Origin of the sequence: Listeria aquatica FSL S10-1188 (assembly GCF_000525795.1) — a bacterium.
In the GTDB taxonomy this organism is placed as follows: Bacteria; Bacillota; Bacilli; order Lactobacillales; family Listeriaceae; genus Listeria; species Listeria aquatica.
Genome location: NZ_AOCG01000004.1, coordinates 1 through 16,038 on the forward strand (window position 1 = coordinate 1; position 16,038 = coordinate 16,038).

Annotated in this window: 22 protein-coding genes and 1 pseudogene; 22 read left to right on the forward strand and 1 reads right to left on the reverse strand. The window is 35.2% G+C overall.

What is annotated here, in order from left to right:
• The 17 genes and pseudogenes from MAQA_RS03310 to MAQA_RS14835 all read left to right on the forward strand — a co-directional run.
• Positions 1-221: TIGR04197 family type VII secretion effector (locus MAQA_RS03310; RefSeq protein WP_036071401.1), on the forward strand; the 221-nt coding region annotated here is incomplete at its 5' end.
• A 57-nt stretch (positions 222-278) separates the two neighbouring features.
• The gene (locus tag MAQA_RS03315; RefSeq protein WP_241463068.1) at positions 279-572 is read left to right on the forward strand and encodes a DUF3958 family protein; all 294 of its coding nucleotides are present in this window, start codon (positions 279-281) and stop codon (positions 570-572) included.
• A gap of 186 nt (positions 573-758) precedes the next feature.
• Positions 759-1,079 (forward strand): annotated as a pseudogene (locus MAQA_RS15235) (T7SS effector LXG polymorphic toxin); the annotation flags it as partial.
• A gap of 372 nt (positions 1,080-1,451) precedes the next feature.
• Positions 1,452-1,712, forward strand: a complete 261-nt coding sequence (locus tag MAQA_RS15240) for a pre-toxin TG domain-containing protein (protein ID WP_241463069.1) — start codon at positions 1,452-1,454, stop codon at positions 1,710-1,712.
• Positions 1,713-1,735: 23 nt separating this feature from the next.
• Positions 1,736-2,029: a ribonuclease domain-containing protein gene (locus MAQA_RS03325; RefSeq protein ID WP_420911921.1), complete on the forward strand. Its 294-nt coding sequence runs from the start codon at positions 1,736-1,738 to the stop codon at positions 2,027-2,029.
• Between the two features lie 106 nt (positions 2,030-2,135).
• A complete protein-coding gene (locus tag MAQA_RS03330) occupies positions 2,136-2,441 on the forward strand; it encodes a barstar family protein (protein ID WP_077913542.1) in 306 nt (101 codons plus the stop codon).
• 68 nt (positions 2,442-2,509) lie between these two features.
• Positions 2,510-2,863 (forward strand): hypothetical protein, encoded by a 354-nt coding sequence (locus MAQA_RS03335; protein ID WP_036071408.1) that lies wholly within the window; start codon positions 2,510-2,512, stop codon positions 2,861-2,863.
• Complete coding sequence (locus tag MAQA_RS03340; protein WP_036071411.1) at positions 2,826-3,380, forward strand: SIR2 family protein; 555 nt, start codon at positions 2,826-2,828, stop codon at positions 3,378-3,380. The genes MAQA_RS03335 and MAQA_RS03340 overlap by 38 nt, the downstream gene beginning before the upstream one ends.
• Before the next feature lie 318 nt (positions 3,381-3,698).
• The gene (locus MAQA_RS14830) at positions 3,699-3,920 is read left to right on the forward strand and encodes a hypothetical protein (RefSeq protein ID WP_206537516.1); all 222 of its coding nucleotides are present in this window, start codon (positions 3,699-3,701) and stop codon (positions 3,918-3,920) included.
• 110 nt (positions 3,921-4,030) lie between these two features.
• The gene (locus MAQA_RS03345) at positions 4,031-5,314 is read left to right on the forward strand and encodes an ATP-binding protein (protein WP_277619931.1); all 1,284 of its coding nucleotides are present in this window, start codon (positions 4,031-4,033) and stop codon (positions 5,312-5,314) included.
• Positions 5,315-5,945: 631 nt separating this feature from the next.
• Positions 5,946-6,188 carry a hypothetical protein gene (locus MAQA_RS03350; RefSeq protein WP_036071413.1) on the forward strand — a complete coding sequence of 81 codons (243 nt, stop codon included), beginning with the start codon at positions 5,946-5,948 and terminating at the stop codon, positions 6,186-6,188.
• Between the two features lie 15 nt (positions 6,189-6,203).
• A complete protein-coding gene (locus tag MAQA_RS03355; protein WP_036071417.1) occupies positions 6,204-6,449 on the forward strand; it encodes a DUF4352 domain-containing protein in 246 nt (81 codons plus the stop codon).
• On the forward strand, positions 6,409-7,002 hold the full coding sequence (locus MAQA_RS03360) for a DUF5105 domain-containing protein (RefSeq protein ID WP_036071419.1): 594 nt from the start codon (positions 6,409-6,411) through the stop codon (positions 7,000-7,002). Before MAQA_RS03355 ends, MAQA_RS03360 begins: the two co-directional genes overlap by 41 nt.
• Before the next feature lie 146 nt (positions 7,003-7,148).
• The gene (locus MAQA_RS03365; RefSeq protein WP_149023296.1) at positions 7,149-7,349 is read left to right on the forward strand and encodes a TcaA second domain-containing protein; all 201 of its coding nucleotides are present in this window, start codon (positions 7,149-7,151) and stop codon (positions 7,347-7,349) included.
• Between the two features lie 94 nt (positions 7,350-7,443).
• Entirely contained in the window at positions 7,444-8,163 is a 720-nt protein-coding gene (locus MAQA_RS03370) for a hypothetical protein (RefSeq protein ID WP_036071425.1), read from the forward strand.
• 1,185 nt (positions 8,164-9,348) lie between these two features.
• Positions 9,349-11,394, forward strand: a complete 2,046-nt coding sequence (locus MAQA_RS03375; protein ID WP_206537520.1) for a heavy metal translocating P-type ATPase — start codon at positions 9,349-9,351, stop codon at positions 11,392-11,394.
• Between the two features lie 581 nt (positions 11,395-11,975).
• Complete coding sequence (locus MAQA_RS14835) at positions 11,976-12,218, forward strand: helix-turn-helix domain-containing protein (protein WP_206537518.1); 243 nt, start codon at positions 11,976-11,978, stop codon at positions 12,216-12,218.
• Between the two features lie 621 nt (positions 12,219-12,839).
• Here the strand turns inward: MAQA_RS14835 and MAQA_RS03385 are convergent.
• Positions 12,840-13,022 carry a hypothetical protein gene (locus MAQA_RS03385; protein WP_036071431.1) on the reverse strand — a complete coding sequence of 61 codons (183 nt, stop codon included), beginning with the start codon at positions 13,020-13,022 and terminating at the stop codon, positions 12,840-12,842.
• A gap of 52 nt (positions 13,023-13,074) precedes the next feature.
• On the opposite strand from MAQA_RS03385, the gene arr reads away from it, so the two are divergent.
• The 5 genes from arr to MAQA_RS03410 all read left to right on the forward strand — a co-directional run bounded on the left by arr (position 13,075) and on the right by MAQA_RS03410 (position 15,856).
• Positions 13,075-13,461, forward strand: a complete 387-nt coding sequence (arr, locus tag MAQA_RS03390; protein ID WP_277619932.1) for an NAD(+)--rifampin ADP-ribosyltransferase — start codon at positions 13,075-13,077, stop codon at positions 13,459-13,461.
• 168 nt (positions 13,462-13,629) lie between these two features.
• On the forward strand, positions 13,630-14,061 hold the full coding sequence (locus MAQA_RS03395) for a DMT family transporter (protein WP_420911922.1): 432 nt from the start codon (positions 13,630-13,632) through the stop codon (positions 14,059-14,061).
• A 39-nt stretch (positions 14,062-14,100) separates the two neighbouring features.
• Entirely contained in the window at positions 14,101-14,544 is a 444-nt protein-coding gene (locus MAQA_RS03400) for a DMT family transporter (protein ID WP_420911923.1), read from the forward strand.
• An 82-nt stretch (positions 14,545-14,626) separates the two neighbouring features.
• On the forward strand, positions 14,627-15,313 hold the full coding sequence (locus MAQA_RS03405; protein ID WP_036071439.1) for a DsbA family oxidoreductase: 687 nt from the start codon (positions 14,627-14,629) through the stop codon (positions 15,311-15,313).
• A 75-nt stretch (positions 15,314-15,388) separates the two neighbouring features.
• Positions 15,389-15,856 (forward strand): universal stress protein, encoded by a 468-nt coding sequence (locus tag MAQA_RS03410; RefSeq protein WP_241463060.1) that lies wholly within the window; start codon positions 15,389-15,391, stop codon positions 15,854-15,856.
• Positions 15,857-16,038: the final 182 nt, after the last annotated feature.

Genomic DNA, 16,038 nt, shown 5'->3' on the forward strand with positions numbered 1-16,038 from the left:
TTCAGGGGCAAGGAACAACCGTTACGAAGGATGAAGAAACAACGGTTGGAGGGAATACACAAGCACACACGGCGATTCAAGCAGAAGGCGAAGCGGTTTCCCAGATTGCGAATGCTTTAACGACGGCAAGTACGGACTTGCAAAGCGTCGCGGAGGCCTTTGCATCGAAAGATGCGGAGATAGGAGCCAGCCTTTCATCAATTGGAGGCCCAACACCATGAAGACGTGGACCGAGTGGCAGCAAGAAGAACGGCGTTTAATGGGGAAAGTGGACGAAAATCAACAAAAAAAGGCGTGCTGTTCAGCAACTTCAAGAGGCTTACGAGAACCATTTTCGACAAGGACTCCGATTTGTGGAAGAGGTGAGTTGGCAGTTTCGGAAAAATGATCGGGCTTTTTTGCGCGAACAAATGCAAGAACGGGTTTTCTCTCTTTCACGATCGACGCAAGAGCATTTTGAAGAGATGGAAGAAGCCTTACAACAAGAAAAAAGAAATTTGGAAGACCAAGCCAATGAAGTCGCCTATAGAAAAAGAAAAGCCAGCCTAGACGAACGGGAGGAGAAAGCATGAGCATTGATATGTATGTGTCAAAGTCGAAAGCCCAAGCGACCAGTACGAGTCAAGTTTGCCAGAAACACATAAAAGGGTACCAAGCGCTTCAAAAAGCAATTAGTCAGTTTACCTTAGAGCCTTTTTTTAAAAGGAAAGGCCTATGATTCGGCTAAAGCCTATTATAGTGCCGTCCTTTATCCTTTAGTTCAAGGAGGCATTTTATTAACAGAAGCGACAGAAGAAGCGGTCAAGAAATTTCCAGAGCGTTATCAAAGTGAAGTCGATAGTGGAGACTTAAAGGAATCTGAGCTGGAAGAACAAATACGGCAAGCAAACGAACTTATTAATCAAGCCAATGCGCTTCAAACAAAAATCACACAATCTCAATTATCCGAAACGAATCAGCGAACGCAACTCAATCTCAATCAAGCTTTGATCAATTCTTATCAAACCAATAAGGAAGAACTGGAAGACAAACTTAGAAAGTTACGGGCTTTCCATGCGAGTTCACCGAGTATTTTTTCAGAAATTGCGAGCTTGAAGCAGGCCATTGATCAAGGGATTGCGCAAACGAAGACAGCTTGGAACCCAACAACAGGGACATTTATGGTACCCAGTCAGGAAAAACTAGCGTGGGTAACTACGATTCGAAATTTTCAAAAGAAAAAAGAGGAACAAGAAGAGCCAGATACAACGGGACGAACCCATACACGAATAGATTTAGGAGATGGGACGTATGTTTGGGCGTGGTCAAAAGATGGCCGTACGCTTACACAGGAAGATATTCAATTCACCTTAAAGCATGATAAGTGGGCAGGAAAAGATGGTGGATTAGGGAAAATATTAGAGAAAGCGGAATCAATGAAAGAGAAAGCTAAAGATTTTGATCCTGTGAAAATGTTTAAAGAAATTGCCGATCTCTTTACACCAATTGGAGACGGTGCTAGAGTTGTTACTGGGAAAGACCCGATAACTGGAGGAAAGCTATCAGGTGGTGATCGACTACTTTCTTTATTATTTATCATTCCACTTGCTAAAGTAGGAAAGTATGGGGGCAAAGGGTTTAAATTTGTTTCTGAAGGCATGGAAGACCTCAATAAGATCAATAAAAAAGCAGACAAAGTGAAAGATGCAGAAAAGAGTGTCGAAAAAAACTAGTAAAGCTATATATTCAAAAAAAAATTAGTGACTTACCTAAAAATGTGGAAGATTCATATCGTAAATACGATAAAAATGGGTGGAAAGGAAATGTAGAAGGGCAAACTGCAGGAACGAAAGCGGGAAAAACCTATAGGAATGGTGACGAAAAGCTACCTAGCATAGATAAGAACGGAGAAAAAATAAAGTATAAAGAATTTGATGTTAATGATAAATTACCTGATAGTAACAGGGATTCAGAACGATTTGTCAAAGGTAGTGATGGTTCGATATATTACACAGATGATCACTATAAAAATTTTGTAAAAGTTAAGTAAGGAGGAAAAATAAAATGTTAAAGAACAAAATTTTCCATATAAGTAAATCTGGACTTTTAAAAAATAAAAGAAGAAAGAAAAAAAAAGCGCATGCTTTAATGTTACTATTGAGGGTGAAGATATTAAGACCAAAGAGGAATTTTTCTCAATTATGGCTGATAAATTTAAATTACCAGATAGTAACGGATGGGATTCATTCATAGATTGGATGACTGATTTGAGCTGGATCAATGAACAATGTATTTGCTTTATAATTGAAGATTATTCACAATTCTTAAAGGAAGATCCCCAATCAAAAGAGATGGTGACTGAAATTTTTGAAGAAGACATTTTGCCCTTTTGGGAAAACGAGGTAACTGAAGTTGTAGTGGATGGCAAACCTCGGAAATTTAATGTGTATTTAATTGATTAAAATAAAGCGTATCTTAATTTGGATGTAGGATAGAAGTTGAGACAGATTTTGAGAGAGGGGATAATTACTTGGAAGACTATATAGACGAAAGTACATTAAATAAAATAATTGAATCCATTAAAATTGATTATTTGTCTAAACCTAATCTACCAAAGTTAATCATAGGTTCAGGGTCATCAATAACATTTGACTATCCAAGTATGGATGATCTCGCAAACGAATTAAATAAAGAATTACGAAATGATGAAACATTTAAAAAAATATATCCTGAAATCAAAGAAAAAGGATTGGAACGTGGGCTAAGTTCATTAAAGAAAGAAGATATAATTTTAAAAGATATAAGAAAAAACATAGCTGGTACTATCCTAAGGCATGAAATAAAAAATGAACAAAAAAATTTATACTTCAAACTGCGGGCTTAAAAAATTAATTAGTTATTTGAGTAATTCTGTAGATGTTAACCGTCCTATTGTAGATATAATGACGCCTAATTATGATCGGGTAATAGAAATTCTGTGTGATTCACTAGAAATACAAGTCATAAATGGTTACTTGGGTGGAGCTGTTGGAGCCTTTAAGTCTGACTTATTAAAAAATCCTAGAGCATACTATAGGATGAAAAGACCGCCAAATAGATATATACGCCTATTCAAACCACATGGATCTATAAATTGGATACGGAGTAACGAACAAATTTTTCAGATTCATGACAATAAAAGGTTGCTAGAAGACATAGAGAACATAGAAATAATAGCTCCAGGTGGTGCTAAATATGAAGAGGGATTCAGTAATATTCAATATGTCAATCACAGAGATGGATTTACACAATCTTTAGAAGAGGAGCTAGATGCTTCATTATTATTCTTTGGATATGGATTTAATGATCCACATTTTGATGTTGTGACAAGTGATTATTTCGATAAAAAAAAACATTTTTAATTATCTCTAAGTCTGTAAAAGATGAGAAAATTCAACAGGCGCTTGATAATAGGAATATAACAGTGTTGTGTAGTGATGAAAATGGGAATAATATCATTATACATAATAGGGAAAGATATATTACGTATGAAAAATTGTGGAGCATTGAAACGTTTGCAGAAATTTTTTTTATAAAGGAGTTTTTTATGGATACTAAAAAAAAGTAACATCAATGAGTATATAAAGGTTAGTATCGGTACAGTTTATAACGTAGATACACGAAAAGTACTAGTACATATAGAAGACGAAAGCCAAATAAATAAATTAAAGATACATGATTTGGTTATTTTCGAAGGAGTAAATTTCAATCAAAAATTAATAGGAATGATAACAAAAATATCAAAAAAAGTCATTGAATTAGATGATGAAAGTGAAATGGATGAATTATCTAGCGAAAACATTGCATCAATAGTATTGGTCGGAACTTATAAAGTGGGAGTTGGAAAGAGTCAAAAAAAACAGCTTCACACGTTCTGTGGATACTTATCCAGAGATAAATAGCAGCGTTTATCTTGCTGAAAATGAAGCACTGTCTATTATAATGAATTCTCTCTCTGATTCCAAATCTAATGACAAGCCATTTAAAATAGGTTCATTTGCTAATAAGATGGATGTTGACGCAATATTGGACGGAAACAAATTTTTTTCAACGGCATGCAGCTATTGTGGGAAGTACTGGAAGTGGGAAGTCCTATACAACTGCTAGGATCCTAGAAAAAATAAATGAATTAAATTATTCAAATGTAATCGTTTTTGATTTGCATGGAGAATACAACGAATTGAGTTATGCAAAGCAAATTAAAATTGGTGGTGGCTGTAACCAGTTAAAAATGCCATTATGGTTTTTTAAATATGAAGAAATACATTCACTGTTTATTGAATCAGCATCTGGTACAAGTAGTAATCAAAGGGCGGTAGTAGTTGAACATATTTTAGAGAAGAAAAAAGAATATATAAAGGAAAACCTTGCAAATTTATTTAATAAGAATGTTGTAACTGCAGATACTCCTATTCCTTTTAGTGCTATAAATTTATTGAATTACTTGAAGGGAAAGGATGTTGAAATGATTGAAGGTGAGACAGCAAAAGGAAGACCAACAAGTAAGCAAGGGCATCATTATGGAAAACTAACAAACCTTATTAGTCGATTACAAACGAAAGTTGATGATAAAAAATATCATTTTGTTTTTAATGAAGAGGATACCTTAGATTTTAAGTATTTAAATAAATTTATTAGTACAATACTCAATTTTAAGGATGAAAGAATTAAAATTATTGATGTTTCTGAAGTTCCAGCTGATATACTACCTATAATTATAGGAGTGATTACTCGTATTATCTATGACATACAGTTTTGGACGACTCCTGATAAAGAAGAAAATCGGCATCCTGTATTATTTGTTTGTGATGAAGCACATATTTACATGCCTCATAATACAATAAATCTTCCTAGTGTTACGATTAAATCTTTAAATGTTTTTGAACGTATCGCAAAAGAAGGGAGAAAATATGGTGTAGGTTTATTGATGGTTTCTCAGCGCCCTTCTGAGCTTAATACGACTATAGTTTCTCAATGTAATAACCTTATAAGTCTTCGTATTTCAAATGATAGAGATAAAACAGCAGTTGCATCTTTATTAACCGATTCAATGGTGGGTTTAATAGAAAATCTTCCTAACTTAGAAATTGGACAATGTATGGTTATCGGAGATGCTATAATGTTACCGTCTAAAATTATCTTAGATGAGCCTTGGGAAAAACCAAAAAGTGCTACTATTCCTTTTTGGGATAAATGGAGCACTAAGGAAAATTCTAAGTTTGATATTGATGAGGCTTTGAACAATATGATCAAACAATACAGGAGTTCAAGAGATAACATAGATCAGGGAGTCTAGAATTTATAAATTCTAGACTTTTTAATAGTATTGAAAGAATTGAAATTTCAAGTGTCTTTTGAGATAGCTCACACAATTTATAATTATGGAATACCTCATTGACAAAAGAAACAAGAGAAAATTAAATTTAAGTCAATCGAACGGAAAACCTTGAGATGGGTTTTGCTGGTTTTCTTGCCTTTTTTATCCATATTTCTTTTTCTTCAAGAATCTCTTTAGCTTTTACGCTAAAATACTCTTCGTGCTATTTGAGATTCAAGTTTTCGTTTTTATTATCACTATTACTACTAGATGAAAAATCCAATAAACTTAAAAACTGAAATTGCAACAATTATAGCACTTTGTTTCATTTGTATGTGCTACGCTGTGGTGAAGCTCAATTAGCTTTATGCATGGAGAAGTATAAAAGAAAGCAACCGATTTTAAAACATAATAACCATGGGGAAGATGGTTAATTAGTATTTTGATCATACAAAATTAATAAAGAAAGAAGTCGTTTCTGATTGTGAACAAAGGATGCATTATAGATCTTTTTGCGAATAAAAGTACTAATTGTTCACAAAATGTCTACATACTTTGAGTAATAAGCATGCTAATATACAATTATATCAACTCAAAAAGGAGAGAATTTATGAAAAAGTGGACAGGTTGGTTAGTTGTGTTGGGAGTTTTGTTACTTGTAGGTTGTGGTCAAAACGATTCTGGAGGAACCAAGACTAATAAAGCTAAAAGTTCAAATGCTTCAGCTGAACTCAAAGTGAAAAAAGGGGAATATGCGGTTTTACCAAAAGTGTCAGAAGAAGGTCAAGATACTTTAGTGCTAAATGTTCAAGTGAAAAATAAAGGAAAGAAAAAAAATATATACCACGAGTGAAAATTTTTTCATTATATGAAAAAGGAAAGGACGAAAAAAATTAAGGCAGAAAATGTCTATAGTTCAGAACTAGATTTAAGTCCTTTTGATTATGGAACACTTAGCGCGGGCAAAAGTATGTCTGGAGATGTTATCTTTAATATTGATCCTAAGAAAGAGTATGAATTATCGTTTTCTACTATGACCTCTGATGGAGAAGATCAAGACGTACAAGTAGCTATTGATAAGGATAAGTTTAAAAAAGTCAAAAAGCGCTCTTAATGATGCTGAAAAAGCAGGACAGGCTTTTATCGATGTTCTATTTTTAGGAAAAGATAATGTGAATTATGATAAGTTTGTGGCTAATCAAAAGGGACAAACACAAGAAGAAATCAGTAAAATATACAAAGATGTAAATGAAGATGGCTTGTTTTATAACACTGATCTGAATGATGAAGGTTATAAAACAGCTTTGGATCTGTTTATTAAGGCACAAGGGAAACGTAGCAAGATTACTATCGAAACAGAAGAACAGGTTGGAGATAATGCGGAATTAGCAGTAGATATTGATGAGGGGCTAAAGAATGATGAACTTAGTGAACTGTTCAGGGAGTATTCTAAAGCATATTTAGAAAGTACAGATGATTATGATTCGGAAAAAGCTAATCAATATGCATTTTCTAAATTCAAAGACATCCTTAACCAAGTAGATTTGAAAAGTAGTCGAGCAGAGTTGAAGCTTAAATTAGTGAAAGAAGACGGAAAATGGAAAATAGATCCGAAAGAAGAGGAGAATGAGCAAACGATCAAAGCATTGCTTGGGAATTTTTACTAAGAAAGTATTTTGAGTTACAAAAAGAAGAAAAGGGTGCTAGCGCACTCTTTTCTTTTAAGGAGGCAATCTTTTGAAGAAAAAAGGGTATGTTATAGGAGGATTTTTATTAATTCTTTTTGTCGCACTTTTTTTTTATTATTGGTGGAGTGACTCATTCAAAAACAAATTTTTATAAAAAACTTGAAAACGCTTTGAATGAGAAAAATGCAACAAAATTACAGCCATTACTACTGGCAAAGGAAAGTACTCTTAAAATTGATAAACAAGGTACAAAAGCATTTATTACGTATATGAATCATAATCAGGCAGATAAAAAACAGTTCTTAGAACAAGTGAAAAAAAAGTAGTGAAAATGAGCAAAATGAAGATGCTGACTATCAGATAACAGAAAAAGGGAAATCATTTTTATTTTTCCCAAAATATGTTTTAACAGTAAAACCCATGTATTTTACAGTGACAACAGATGCCAAACAAGTCAGCCTAACTACTTTTGGCGAGACCATTTCATATAATAAAAAGAAAGACCTTTATGGCCCTTTAATGCCAGGAACTTATAATATCAAGGCTTCTGTTTCAGATACGATAGATGTTCCTATTGTGTCTTTGAATGAACAATCTATTTATCATGAGAATAAGAATTTAAATCTTAATGTAGATGATATAATGTCAAAAGATAAAAAGTTTCAAAAAGAGATTTCACAATTAGCTGATCAAAGCATGATAGAATATCAACAATTTTGGGGAACGGGAATGGACAGGAACAAACTGGTTCACTTTACGGATTCGTATAAGGGTAGTGATTCAGAAAGCATAAAAGAGTATATTTCTAAAATAAGAATACTCTATAAAGGAATTCAAGTGAATAAGGATAGTCTAGAGATAGATAAAAAGCTAGACGATTGGATTCTAACACTTGATGCCGATATTCAAATGGATGGGCAAATGGATACTATTGTTGAGGGGTATTCGCCTAAGTTACAATTTAATGGCGTTTGTAAAATAACGTTTAAGTATGACCAACAAAAGAAATCTTGGTTGATAAATGGTATTGAAAATTCATTTAGCGATGCAGGAGATTGGGATAATATCGAAAAAATTGAGCATAAAAATGCAAAGGCACTTGAATGGACAAATAAAAAGAGTGCTGAAAGTGAGCTGTAAGATAGGAGAAATTAAAATAAGTTTAGAAAAACTTTTATTGATTAAAAAGGAACTATAGTTTCTTTGTTATAAAAAGCGAGACTTATTTATCAACTAATGATTTCCCTGCACTGCGAAACAAATGAATATTAAGGTAAACACGAAGCCTTATCTACAGAGAAGGTAGAAGAAAAAATAAAAAAAGACCAAAAAGGACTTATTGCTTTTTGGTCTTTTTTATGGATTAGAAACTTAAGCTATCATCATTTGACATGTGCTGATACGATAGCAGGAACTTATTATATTCCCTAATTCCCATTCTAGTAATTGGAACAGTAACAGGATCAATAAGATACGATTTAGTTAATGGGATTTCGAGCGCACTTTACAAGTGGCTTGATCGTGGATAATGAATCTTAAAATAATTGTTGATTATTACAGTGTTTATTTTTTCGAGTAATAGTAGAATTATCAGTGCAAGTGAGATGTGGAATTAAATAGAAAAGTTGAAATTGGAGTGCTAGGAAAAGCCTTTTATATGACTTGTTTGTGAACTTTTGACATTTACTCAAAAGAATAAAAGTAAGCAAATTTAAAGGAAGGATTACAAAATCTAGAAAAAGGGGAAAGGCTCTATATGCGAGGGAATAAAAGGCCTTTCGCCACTAAAAAGCTTTTGCGCTAAACAAGGAAATAATTTTTCAAAAAAGATTACTCATCTTTTAGGCATAACTTGTTGACAAATAACGTCTACAGTTGTAGACTTTAATTATAGTTTACAAATGTAGACGATAGAGACGGACTCAATGACAATTACGCCAATTAAGGTTAGTGCTTCATAATGGGAAGTTATGCGTGTGATTTGATCGCAAGAAATGACAACTGTACAAGAGATAATAGATACTCTTGAACAAACGATATGGATGTAGTCGTCACCATAAATAAAACACAGGTTATTTTGTAGATTAGCGAAAAAAGCGAGTTTTGATGAATGATAAGTTGGCGGGTCAATCGTATCTCGGTAGATAGTAATCTTTTTACTAGTCTACTCTGAGCAAGAAAAAAACTTCTGAAACACTTATTGGACTGGGCACGACGGATTTTATAGTACAGCAATTTTTATTACATTCATTCAGTTTGGATCAGCAAAAAATGTAGGAGGAGTTTGTAATGAAACAAGAAATAGAAAAGGAAGAAACCATGGAAATGGATCATTCAGGGTACGATCAACACAAGATGAACCATTCTGGAAAGGGACATGGCGGCGATCAGCACGATATGGATAGTGGGGGAATGGATCATTCGATGCATATGGGGAATTTTAAACAAAAATTTTGGATTTCGCTTATTTTAGCTATCCCCATCATTGTTTTTTCACCAATGATGGGGATGCAGTTGCCTTTCCAATTCACTTTCCCGGGTTCTGATTGGGTGGTCTTGATTTTAGCAACGATACTTTTCGTTTATGGAGGGCAATCCTTCTTAAGTGGCGCTAAAATGGAACTGAAAATGAAAAGTCCAGCGATGATGACTTTGATCGCAATGGGGATCTCGGTTGCATATGTTTATAGTTTATACTCATTTATCGCCAACAAAGTAAATCCTAATGATCATGTGATGGACTTTTTCTGGGAGCTTGCAACATTGATTGTAATCATGCTTTTGGGTCACTGGGTAGAAATGAATGCCATTTCTAATGCTGGCAATGCTTTGAAAAAGCTAGCTGAATTATTACCGGATGAGGTTAATAAAATCGAAGCAGATGGTTCTACAAAGAAAGTGAAGTTGCAAGAAGTTCGTCATGGAGATATTTTACTCGTTCGTGCAGGAGATAAAATGCCAACAGATGGAGTAATTACGAATGGTTCGACTATCGTGGATGAATCGGCTGTGACTGGAGAATCGAAAGGCGTTCAGAAAAACGTCGGTGAAACGGTCATCGGGGGTTCTGTTAATGGCGACGGAACCATTCAGTTAAAAGTAACCGGAACGGGTGAAGATGGTTACTTGGCCAAGGTTATGACGATGGTTAAACAAGCTCAACAAGAAAAATCTAAATTAGAGTCGGTTTCTGATAAAGTAGCAAAGTGGCTGTTTTATGTGGCACTAGTCGCGGGTATTTTGGCTTTCGTTATTTGGCTCATTGCGGCGGATCTGCCACAAGCTTTGGACCGAATGGTAACGGTTTTTGTTATTGCTTGTCCTCACGCACTAGGACTGGCTATTCCGCTTGTTATTGCTCGCTCAACTTCCATTGCGGCTAAAAATGGCTTGCTCCTAAAAAGTCGCCAAGCTTTAGAGCAAGGAAATCAACTAGATTATGTTTTTCTTGATAAAACGGGGACTTTAACAGAAGGTAAATTCACAGTGACTGGTATCGAATCTTTGTCTGATATGAATAAAGAAGAAGCACTGAAATATATTGGTGCCTTAGAATCCCAAACCAACCATCCTTTAGCGGTTGGAGTGATGAATTATTTGAAAGCTGAACAAATTGAAGCTTATCAAGCTCAAGATGTTTCTACGCTGAAAGGTATTGGGGTAGAAGGTTTCATAGAAGGACGCCAAGTTATTTTAGCTAATCAAAAAGAAGTTGAACGGCGTCAGTTAAACTTTGACCGAGAAAAATTGAAAGAATACCAAGCACAAGGAAATACGATTTCGTTTCTATTGATTGATGACGAACTCATAGCGTTTTTTGCAATGGGTGACACTTTGAAAGATCAAGCTCAAAACTTTATTAAAAGCTTGCGTGATGTAGGCATCGAACCAGTGATGCTAACAGGAGATAATAAGAGTGCTGCGGAAGCGGTGGCTCATTATCTAGGTATTAAAGAGTTCTATAGTGAATTGTTGCCAGATGATAAGGAAAAAATTGTTAAACGTTATACAGATGAGGGCAAGAAAGTAATGATGGTTGGAGACGGAATCAATGACGCGCCAGCTTTAGCAAGAGCTTCTATCGGCATGGCTATTGGCGCAGGAACAGATATTGCTATTGATTCGGCTGAAGTCGTTTTAACAAATAGCAATTTGCAAGATATTTTGAAATTTGTTCGTTTAGCTAAACGAACACACAGTAAGATGATTCAAAACCTCTGGTGGGGAGCTGGTTATAATATTTTAGCTATTCCACTAGCAGTCGGCATCTTAGCGCCGATTGGCATTCTTTTGAGTCCAGCTGTTGGTGCGATTTTGATGTCGCTAAGTACGATTATCGTGGCAATAAATGCCATGACTTTAGACGCCTGAGTAATCAGGCGTCTTTGGTTTGTGCTAGCTTACTTCTTGGGTGTTTCTTTTTCAAACTTTCAAGATTAGTAAAAACGTGAAATTTTACGGAAAAATGACTATAATGAAAAAGGATTATAAAAACAAGCAAGAAAAACTTAAAAAGAAAAACTGATTGTAAGGAGAAGAGTCATGACAGATCTTACACAAGAAAACGGTCCATTAGATTATCTGAATGTCAAAGACTTTCAAAAACTGTCATAGCAAGAGAATCAGGATAATTGAACACCTCTTTTTATCATCGCATTTCAACAAAAATCAAATGAATGGCATTCACTTTGGCATTCAAAAAATTAGATTCTGTGGGGCATATAGGAAAGGATAGTCTAAACCTAATATTCTGACTGATTTAGAAATGTATGTATCTCTCATATAATTTCTACGCTAATTGTTTCTGAAGTGATATCTAGCATCTTAAATACTGAATAATTACTAAAAAAGCTTCCAATCTCCTTATTTTTGCTTTATCAACCAGTAGTTGTTTGATTAAAATAGATAGAAATAGTACTCTGATAGTGAAAAAAGAAAGGAAGGGATCAAAAATGCTATTACAAGATATTTTAAAAACTTTAAGAAATAGGAATGGTTTTACCCAAGAAAAGATCGCACAGAAACTATTTATTTCCACACAAGCTGTTTCCAAATGGGAAAATGGATCATCTGTTCCATCAATTGATAATTTGTTGGCTCTTTCAGATTTATATGGAATTTCATTAGACGAGCTAGTCCAAGGTAGCCCTTTTTTTCAAAAAAGCCTTACCTCGTTGGAAGTAAATACAATCTAAAAAAAGGATTTTTGTTTATAGTTACATGGCTATTTATTAGCCTTCTATTCACGGGCTTCGGTTATCAACCATTTTGGTTTGTTTTTACTTATTTTTATTATCGGTATACTCGTCGTATTTCCAACAACTTTTAATGATTATTGGATAATAGAAAATGATGGTATACGTATCAAAAATTTTTTCAAAAAAAGGATTTTCCTAAACTTTTACAATTATTAAGCAACAATCGAGCTACCGTAAAAATTGAGTATTCAGATATTATTTCAGCAAAAATTGTTTACAAAACTAAGCAAAGGTTCTCGCCTTTTGATTTTAGTTTTGATATGTTTTATTTACAAATCTGTAGTAAGGATAAAATTTATAATCTTAATTTTGATTCTTCAGTAAAAAATTTTTTTACCTCAGTTTGTAACATTTTTAAAAAGACGCGACATTAATGTAATCGATGATAACAATATAGTCGAATTATTAATTTCTGATAAATCATTATACGAACATTTCAATAAGAGTGAATGATCGTATTTTACACTTTAAAACCGTTTCAATTAATTTTTTATAATTAATTGAGACGGTCTTAAAGTTTTTTAAAAAAGTAACTGGAATAATTTATTATTTATTGTTTTATCGACATTTACTATTTTCTGTCCAAGTAGGGTCTCCACCAAACTGAGTAGTAGCATTACTTATTCCAATTATAGACCAGATAACTGTACTTACTACACTTGTTGATCTTGGTTCTATATTTGTTGCACTGGCATTTTGTTCTTGAGTGATATTTAAATCAAAATCTTTTAATTCTTCCAATTTGATCATCCTTTCACTATTATAATTAGCAAGCCTTTAATTCATACAATATATTCCATTTTATCACGGAACAAAAGCTGATCTTCAGATTGGTGATTATTTAAGTCCAGGATTTCACTCGAATTATCGACCGAGTGTCGTGATGGACCATATTTATTTTACGGCTCTAAAAGATGGAGCAGGTCTTGCTGCTGCTTTAGCACGTGGAGAAGGTGCGGAGCGTGTATACCAAGTTGAGCCAACCGGTGATTTTGAGGATGATCCAAATGTGACGGATAAAAAATTCCCTGGGAACCCAACAAGATCTTATCGTAGTGCATTTCCGCTAAAGATTGTTGCAGAAATCACTGATTACAAGCGACTTACAGATGAAGAGCGAGAAATGTGGAAAAAGAACTTAGAAGCTGGCACAAAGCGTGATGAGGATATTATCAACTAAATTTTAAGTTAGGCGTTTCAAGGCAGAAAGCGAGAGCTTTTTGTCTTGGAGCGCCTTGTTTTGTTAAAAAAAAAGAAAAATTAAGTTGCCAAGAAGGCTTTTGCCCGATAAAATGAAAAGGTATTCAAAGCAGAAAGAAGGGACACGAAGTTGATTATTTTCTATGTAATGGCTGGGGTTCTTGCGGGAATGATGCTCCCCGTACAAACCTCTGTGAACAATCGTTTAAAAGGTTACACGCAGTCGCCGTTTATTGCTTCTTTTATTTCATTTGCAGTTGGAAGTACGGTGCTTTTGCTACTTACACTGCTAACTTTTCACAATTTTGGGATCATTCCTGAAGCGATTGCCGCTAATCCGTGGTGGATTTGGTTTGGTGGCGGGGCACTCGGAATTGTTTTTCTAACCAACAATATTTTACTTTTGCCGCGACTTGGTTCTGCGCTTACTGTGATGGTGACAGTTTGCGGGCAAATGGTAATGGCAATCTTGATCGACCAGTTTGGTTGGTTTAACTTGCCTGTGCACGAATTAAATCTAGAACGGCTGCTTGGAATGGCGCTGATGTTTTTTGGCGTTTTTCTCATGCAGCGCTTTTAAGGGAGGCGAAGCTAAGTGGAGAGACAAGCACCAAAAACGATGCTTCTTTTTATGTTGATGGGTTTTATTGCTGGAATGCTTTCGCCGATACAAACCTCGATTAACGGGAAACTACGGATGGCAGTTGGTTCGCCATTTCTTGCTTCTTTCATCTCATTTTTAGTGGGTACCATTTTGTTATTCCTTATTTGTTTGCTCATCGAAAAGCGCGTCACTTTCAAAGTGCGTGGTGTCGGGAAAATCCCTTTTTGGGTATTCACTGGAGGCATCATGGGTGTCGTTTTTGTTACATCGAATATTTTGCTTTTGCCACTTTTAGGCTCCGCGATGACGGTTGTTTTGGCCATTTGTGGGCAGATGGTGATCGCGCTGATTATTGATCACTTCGGCTTTTTTGGTGTGATTAAACATCCGATTAATCGCTACCGCATTATTGGGGTTTTGGCAATGATTGCGGGTATTCTTTTGATTCAAAACTTCTAAGCAGAAAAATTGTTTCTTTCCGTATTTTAAGTTATAAATGATTATATACTTACTTTAAATAAGTTATAACGGAGGAGAAATGATGAAAATTGAAGTTTGGTCGGATTTTGTATGTCCGTTTTGTTATATTGGCAAGAAAAATTTAGAAAAAGCGATTCAAAAAACAGGACGCGAAGATATTGATGTAGTGTTTCGTAGCTTTGAGCTTGATCCGGATGCTCCTGTTCAAACGGATCGATCCATCCATGAAGCAATTGCTGTTAAATACGGAAAGTCACTTGATGAAGCTAAACAAATGAATATGCAAATTGGAGAAATGGCTAAGGTGGCGGGTTTGAATTATGATTTTGATCAAATGAAACCTACGAATACTTTTCTTGTGCATCGCATTGCTCAATATGCGAGGACGGTTGGGAAAGAAAATGAGTTTGTCGAGCTTGGAATGGATGCTTACTTTACTAAGGGGGCCTTTTTAAATGACGAGGAGACTTTGGTAGAGCTTGCCGGTAAAGCAGGACTTGACGAAACGAAAGTACGGGAAATCATTCATTCGAAAGAACATCTCGCACAAGTCCGCGTCGATGAAACAGAGGCGGTTGAGTACGGTGTCACGGGCGTCCCATTTTTCTTGATTGATGAAAAATATGCAGTTTCTGGTGCGCAACCTGTTGAAAGTTTTGTAAGTGTGCTTGAGCGCGCGGGAGGAACAAAGGCGGAAATTAAAGAAACGCAAGGACCGGGCTGTAATGACGGAAGCTGTTCGATTTAACTATTTAGCTGACTTTTGATGAAGTCAGCTTTTTTTTATGACGTTTTAAGTGGGCTTTTTTTTAGGTATAGAATAATGAACGATAAATATGAACGAGTGGGGGAGATTGATATGGCTAGTTATAAACGAATTTTAGTGGCGATAGACGGATCTGAACAAGCGGAAAAAGCATTTGCTGATGCGCTGAAACTTGCAAAAGATACTGGGGCTTCTCTTGCGATGGCGGCAGTTATTGATACGCGTTCTTTTCCAAGTTTTACGGTAGAGGGAACAACTTGGGAAGAGGAACTTCGTGAGGAAATGGAGACGGTGCTTCGCGGCTTTCAAGAAAAAGCGGAAGCGGAAGGACTTCAATCTGTGGGTACTTTTCTTGAAAGAGGAAATCCAAAGAAAATGCTTGCAGAAGAAATTCCAGAGTTGTTTGGCGCGGACTTGCTCGTTTGTGGGGCAACTGGGCTGAATCGTGTAGAAAAAATGATGATGGGAAGCGTTTCTTCTTATTTGGTACAACATGCGAAATGCAGCGTCTTAATTGCACGCTAAGTGAATGTGGCGAGTCTTTATGGCTCGCCTTTTTGTATGAACGAAATTCACAAAGTTTTTTTTTGTGAAAAGTGGTCGGTTTTGGTGTACATAACATACGATGTCAGTTATAATGTTTTTAGAGAAAGCGCTTACTTCGAGTCTGTTCAACAGATTTTTATGAAGAGGAAGTGATGGCGACA